A 6374-nucleotide genomic window follows, 5' to 3' on the forward strand; every position below is an offset into this window, starting at 1 on the left:
ATTTACATTAGTTCAGTAAACTAGTAACTATCAAAACAACACATATGACAGTAGAAAACGGAGTGAAGATAATTTGAATCCTCGAGTATTAACAACGATTGCACTGTGTTCAGCAACTTTAACTTTAATTACAACTGCAGTTCCAGCGGGAGCTGCAGTTACTAATGCCAACCAACCGAGAGTTAGTCAGGCTGAAAATATGTCTAATGATGTTAAGCCTTTTGTGAGCGTAAATTTGTCACAAGAAGTCCCAGTAGATACTACTAAGAATATTACAAACATTAAGACTATTGGGAAGATAAATCGGCATCCTTCAATGACTGGAGATCGAAATTTAGACGGTAGTTTTGCCTCTTTTGACGGCTCTTCTGCTTATGCACTACCAATTACTAGTGATATGTATAGAAATTTCCAGAACAAAGGTATCACAATTGAAGCTTTCTTTAAATATACTGGGTCATCCAGTGGGGAACATGATGTTTTCTCAAATCAGCAAAGTGGTGGCTTAGGCTTGGGTGTGACAGGCGGTAGATTGACGTTTTTCGCTAATGACGGTGGTGGCGAAAAGCAGTTGAAATCAGATATGGAGATTGGAAGATGGGTACATGCAGTAGGAGTTATCGACCTAGTTGCAAAGAAAACTAGGTTGTATTTAAATGGAAATCTAGTAAAAGAAATTAATAATGACGGTAGTCTAAAACTACCAAGCTCTGCAGCAAACAACTTTGTTATTGGAGGCGATAGCGGGTCTAGAAACTCGCTTCAATACGGTATGTCAGGGAAGATTAAAACGGCTAATATCTATAATGGATCTTTATCGACTGATAGTATTAAGCAATTAAGTGATGCTGCCTTAAAGGATGTGCATGCACCCGCAATCATTACTAAGCAAGCCTTTGATACAGAACTGGTTGGTGCGGCGGATGTGGTGTCAGGACATACTTACACTTTAAATGTGCATACACGTCAAATTAATGATGGCGATATTAATAGACTTCAATATGATGTGACTTTTGACCCAGAAAAGTTTGAGTATACTGGAACTGCTCAAACATTGGGTGGTAGCAAAACTACAGTCGAGAAAATCAATGAGAGTACATTACGTGTCACTTCAAAAACAAAATTATCTAGTGTTGAATTCCGAAAATTTGCTCAAACACGCTTAGCTCAGCTCAAATTTAAGGTTAAAAAGACAAGTGGGCAGAATCTACAAGCCAATTTTAAAGTCACAAATCCGAATGCAAGTATTGATGATAAAGAAGTTACTGATTTAGATATGAAGATTGAAAATCAGCAAAGTGTTACGATACATTCTAAAAATATTAATGATTATAACGGAGATGGGATTGTTGGTGTTGGGGATGTTGCCTTGGCACCAGCTGATCGAAAGGTGGAAGTTGCCAAAGCGGCAGTTATTCGGCCATATAAACATGTTATTGTTTTAACCACTGATGGCGGTGGTAATCCATGGAAAGAAGATGGGATGTACTATACTACAAGTAACCATATCTTACCAAAATGGACTAAGGATAAAAGTATATTAGCTAAGCGTCAAAATACTTACACTATGGATTTGTTTAATAACAAATTTGCAATGAGCACGTCGGCACATTCCGTAAAGCCATCGATTTCTGCCCAAAACTATTCTTCAATGTTACATGGCTTAGCATGGGGGGAAATGGATGCAGAGTATAAGATGACGAATGATACAGCTGGTCAGCAATATTTTGCTGATTTTGGAAAAAATATGGCAAAGTATCCGTCAATCTTTAAAACACTAAGTAAAAATAATCCAACTCAAGGTATGGCGGCCTTTGCTGAGTGGGCACCAATTTTGAATGGTATTACAGAGCCAGACGCACCTGTTGAGACAGCTCCTTCAAAGGCATGGAAATCATTTGATGATGTCGCAACTTATATTGATAGTGACGAATTTAATGATACTTCTTTGGTTTATATGCAAAGTGACCAAATGGATCATCAGGGCCATGGCCATGGTTGGTATAACGATGCATATTGGGCTCAATATAAAAGATATGACGAAGAATTCAAAAAAGTTATGGATAAGTTAGAAAAAACTGGCCATATTCATGACACATTAGTGATTGCTAATGCCGATCATGGTGGTAGTGGTTTGGGTCATGGTTCAATGGATCCGTCTAATATGGATATTTTTATTGCCTTAGGTGGAGAAACAATCGATGCTGGTCGAAAACTTAATGGTGGTAATAATGCTGATATTTCACCATTGATTCTTAAGGCATTACAAGTTGATCAGCCAGGCACAATGACTGGAAAAGTCTTTGATTCTTCAGCATTTTTAGACCAAACTGAATTGGTTAAAAAGCATCGCCAAGTGGAATCAATTAACTTGCAAAATAGTCAAAATAAGTTCGATTTGCAATTTAAGGCTAATGGCAATCGTCAAATTCGGACATTAGATGCGCAAATTGATTTAGCGGGTCAGACAGTCGATAAAGTAACTGTTCCAGTGGGCACTAAAGTTTTACGTCAAACTGTTGAGAATGGTATCTTGAAATTGACCCTTAGTTTTGACAAGCAACCAGTCAATAACGTGGCAAACATTACGCTTAAAGCTGATAAAGCAAAGTCTGCTACTAATGTTGCGATTAAGCAGGCGATGCTTGGTACTGATAAGGGCATGGAAGTATTACCTGACATTACAACTGATGCGATGGCTAAGACTCCTGAACCAAGTAAACCAGCACCAAAGCCGGAACCAAAGCCGGAACCAAAGCCGGAACCAAAGCCGGAACCAAAGCCGGAACCAAAGCCGGAACCAAAGCCGGAACCGAAGCCGGAACCAAAACCGGAACCAAAGCCGGAACCAAAACCGGAACCAAAACCAGTACCCAAGCCGGAGCCAAGTAAACCAGTGCCGGCACCAAGACCAGAACCAAGCAAACCGACACCAGGTGAGCCCGGGACAGGCAGTATAACTGCATCAACACCGAATATAAATACTTCAACAAATCGACCTAATGGATCTGTAAGTGGTAATTCACAAACGTCGGCAAGTGCTGGCGATGCGGTTTCTGCTAACTCGGAATCTGAAGCTCATAAAAAGAAACCCGCTAAAAAGAATAAACTAAAGGGCAAGATTGTCTACGCTCAAAAGAAGATCGGTTTCTACAAGAAAGCTAAATTCACCAAGAAGAACCGCTACAAGTTCTTCGCAGCTAAGTCACAAAATAAGTGGGCCCAGTTCAAGATTGTGACGAAGAAGGGCAATAGTTACCAAGTCAAGGACGTCAATAAGGGTTCTAAGACTTATGGTAAGACTGGATATATTACTGCAAGCAGCAAGTATGTCACGTCAGCAGATTACACCAAGAAGCCAATCAAGGTTAAAGTAATCAATGCGAAAGGCTTGTCAGCGTACAATAGCAAGACGCTTAAAGGTAAGCACACCACCTACAAACGTGGGACGATGCTTAAGATTAAGAAACTTGTGAAGAGCAAAGGCAAGTTACGGTTACAACTGAAGAATGGCAAGTATATCACCGTTGATAAACACATGATCCACGCTTACTTCGCACGTAAATAAGTTTTAGATTAATTGAATAGACCTCTAAAAAGCTAATCGTAATGATTAGCTTTTTTACATCCGAATAATTTTTATTTATGAGTCAATGACGTTCGTAAAGGCAGTCACCGAACGACTTTCAAACCGCTTAAGGCCACCAATCAGCCCTTAACCGGATTTGACGGCCAGTCCGAAGCCATGCTAATCTGTTAAAAACGTTTACAATGATGAAAAGCAATTATTATCATGAGCTAGACGGCTAAAATGGGGGCAATAATATGGAATATCTGAAGCTAATTGGGATCGTCATTATCATCTTGGGCTTTGCGCTCAAGTTTGATACAATCGCGGTCGTGATTATTTCGGCGGTGGCGACCGCCTTAGTGGCTGGTATCTCGGTACCAGATTTATTAACCTTACTAGGTAAAAGCTTTGTGGAGAATCGCGTCGTTTCGCTGTTCTTCTTAACTTTACCGATGATTGGGGTTATTGAACGGCACGGCTTGAAGCAAGCCGCCGTCAATGCTATCAAGAAGTTGAAGAATTTAACGCCGGGTCGTATTTTGAACCTATACTTATTGATTCGTGAAGTTGCCTGTGCCTTTGGGATTACGTTATCGGGGCAAGTCCAGTTTGTCCGGCCATTAATTAGTCCGATGGTCCAAGCCGCAGCTGGGGCGCGGGGAAAGCTGACGCCCAAGCAAATTGACTTGATTAAAGCGCGATCGGCAGCAACCGATAACTTCGGGAACTTTTACGCTCAGAACTTATTTGTGGCGTCCGGGGGCGTGCTACTAATGGCCAGCACGATGAAGTCGTTAGGTCATGCAGTTGAACCAACCAGTATTGTCTTGTACTCGATTCCAATGGCGGTGATCACATTTATCATCACGGCCATCTATAATATGCGTTTTGACCGGCAATTTAATGTTAAACGCAACAAGAAGCAGGAGGACTAGCCATGACCACATTTATTACTAATTTCCTAGAAGTCTTCTATGTCCTGATTGGGTTGATTATGTTATTTGCCGGAATTGAATCATTTCGCGACCAGGAAAACCCCGCACGAATCGGAACCGGATTGTTCTGGGTGATTCTGGCAGTCATCTTCGCCGGCGCTAAGTTCTTACCTTATCTGGTGATTGGTATTTTGATCCTAATCTTGGGTCTGTTATCATTATTCAAACAAATTAAACCCGGCAATATAAAAGGTATCGATGAAAAAGTTGCCGAAAAGTCGGCACAACGACTTGGCGGTTGGATCTTCATGCCGAGTGTAGTTTTAGCGATTCTCTCAATCGTGATTGCGCAGTTCACGCCATTAGGGGGGCAGATTGGGATTGGCATTTCGTCAGTCGTGGCCCTGATTACGGCGGCGGTGATGACCCATGCTAATGCCAATACGACTTATCATGATAGTGAACGAATGGTACGGTCGATGGGAACGGCTGGGATTTTGCCACAGTTATTAGCCATGTTGGGCGCGGTCTTTACGGCTTCTGGCGTAGGTGAGTTAACGGCTAAAGCCATTTCAGGCGTCTTTCCAGTCGGTAATCATTTGTTAGGCGTGGCGTTATATTGTATTGCCATGGCCGTCTTTACGATGATTATGGGTAATGGCTTTGCGGCTTTTGCCGTCATTACGGCGGGGATTGGTATTCCCTTTGTTGTGGCCCAAGGTGGCGCGCCAGTGGTGGTGGCAGCACTGGGGATGACGTCGGGGTATTGTGGTACATTGATGACTCCGATGGCGGCCAACTTTAATTCGCTGCCAGTCGCCCTGATGGAAATGAAGGACAATTTGGGTGTTATTAAGCAGCAGGCACCTGTAGCTACCGTTTTATTAGTGATTCAAATCGGTTTGATGTACGTGTTAGCATTTTAATATTTTGGAGGTTTTTTGATGAAAATTTTAGTAACTGGCTTTGACCCGTTTGGTGACGATCAGATTAATCCGGCCATTGAAACGGTCAAACGTTTGCCTGACCAGATTGCAGGCGCCGAAATCGTTAAGTTAGAGATTCCCACAATTTTTGACCGCTGTGCCGAAGTTGTCCATGCGGCCATCGTAAAAGAACAACCAGATTATGTGTTGGACGTTGGCCAGGCGGGTGGTCGCTATGCGTTGACGCCAGAACGTGTGGCAATTAACTTTGATGATGGGCGGATTGCCGATAACGCTGGTTTCCAACCGTTAAACCGACCGATTCATGCTGACGGCGAAAATGCTTATTTTACGCAATTACCTGTTAAGGCAATGGCTAAAGCGATTCGGGCCGTGGGCTTACCTAGTGTGGTCTCAACGACGGCGGGGACGTATGTCTGCAACCACATTATGTATCAGGTCCAATACATGCGTGATAAGGAATTTCCTAACTTGAAAGCGGGCTTTATCCATATTCCATTCTTGCCGGATCAAGTGACGACTCGACCAAATACACCGGCATTGTCGTTAGCCGACGATGTTCGTGGTCTGACGGCTGCAATTACTGCGATTGTTGATCGCGATGGTCGCGGCGATATTGAGACAATTGAAGGTAGCATTGCTTAAAGCTTGATTTTGCTAGGCCAGTTAAACTTATGGCGTTGCAACTGCCATGGTCGCTAAAAACAGTCTTGCTCAGTGCTTGTACTGTAGCTCGTAAAGCCACATTTCGGCCGATTATGGTCTGACAAGCGTGGCTGGCTAATCTAACTAATACCAAGTGTCCCGTTAGCAACTAATCTGTGTTTAGTTGCTAACGGGGCTTTTTTAATATAAATTTGGCAGAATTCCCTTGCTTTCAAACAAGGGATGAATACCATTATGCTTTTCGCTGATTAGCAA

Annotated in this window: 4 protein-coding genes; all 4 read left to right on the plus strand. The window is 42.5% G+C overall.

Going from position 1 to position 6374, the window contains the following annotated elements; all coding sequences use genetic code 11:
- The first annotated feature begins 73 nt into the window (after positions 1-73).
- A complete protein-coding gene (locus FFM80_RS12985) occupies positions 74-3568 on the plus strand; it encodes a LamG-like jellyroll fold domain-containing protein (protein ID WP_137641191.1) in 3495 nt (1164 codons plus the stop codon).
- 257 nt (positions 3569-3825) lie between these two features.
- Positions 3826-4506: a DUF969 domain-containing protein gene (locus FFM80_RS12990; RefSeq protein ID WP_137641192.1), complete on the plus strand. Its 681-nt coding sequence runs from the start codon at positions 3826-3828 to the stop codon at positions 4504-4506.
- Positions 4507-4508: 2 nt separating this feature from the next.
- Positions 4509-5432, plus strand: a complete 924-nt coding sequence (locus FFM80_RS12995; RefSeq protein ID WP_137641193.1) for a DUF979 domain-containing protein — start codon at positions 4509-4511, stop codon at positions 5430-5432.
- An 18-nt stretch (positions 5433-5450) separates the two neighbouring features.
- Positions 5451-6098 carry a pyroglutamyl-peptidase I gene (gene pcp, locus FFM80_RS13000; RefSeq protein ID WP_137641194.1) on the plus strand — a complete coding sequence of 216 codons (648 nt, stop codon included), beginning with the start codon at positions 5451-5453 and terminating at the stop codon, positions 6096-6098.
- The last annotated feature ends 276 nt before the right edge of the window (positions 6099-6374 follow it).

The sequence above is a fragment of the Lactiplantibacillus dongliensis genome (assembly GCF_005405105.1).
GTDB lineage: Bacteria > Bacillota > Bacilli > Lactobacillales > Lactobacillaceae > Lactiplantibacillus > Lactiplantibacillus dongliensis.

Coding starts and splice junctions, on each gene's coding strand:
- FFM80_RS12995 (WP_137641193.1), top strand. CDS start 4,509: ATGACCACATTTATTACTAATTTCCTAGAAGTCTTCTATGTCCTGATT.
- pcp (WP_137641194.1), top strand. CDS start 5,451: ATGAAAATTTTAGTAACTGGCTTTGACCCGTTTGGTGACGATCAGATT.
- FFM80_RS12990 (WP_137641192.1), top strand. CDS start 3,826: ATGGAATATCTGAAGCTAATTGGGATCGTCATTATCATCTTGGGCTTT.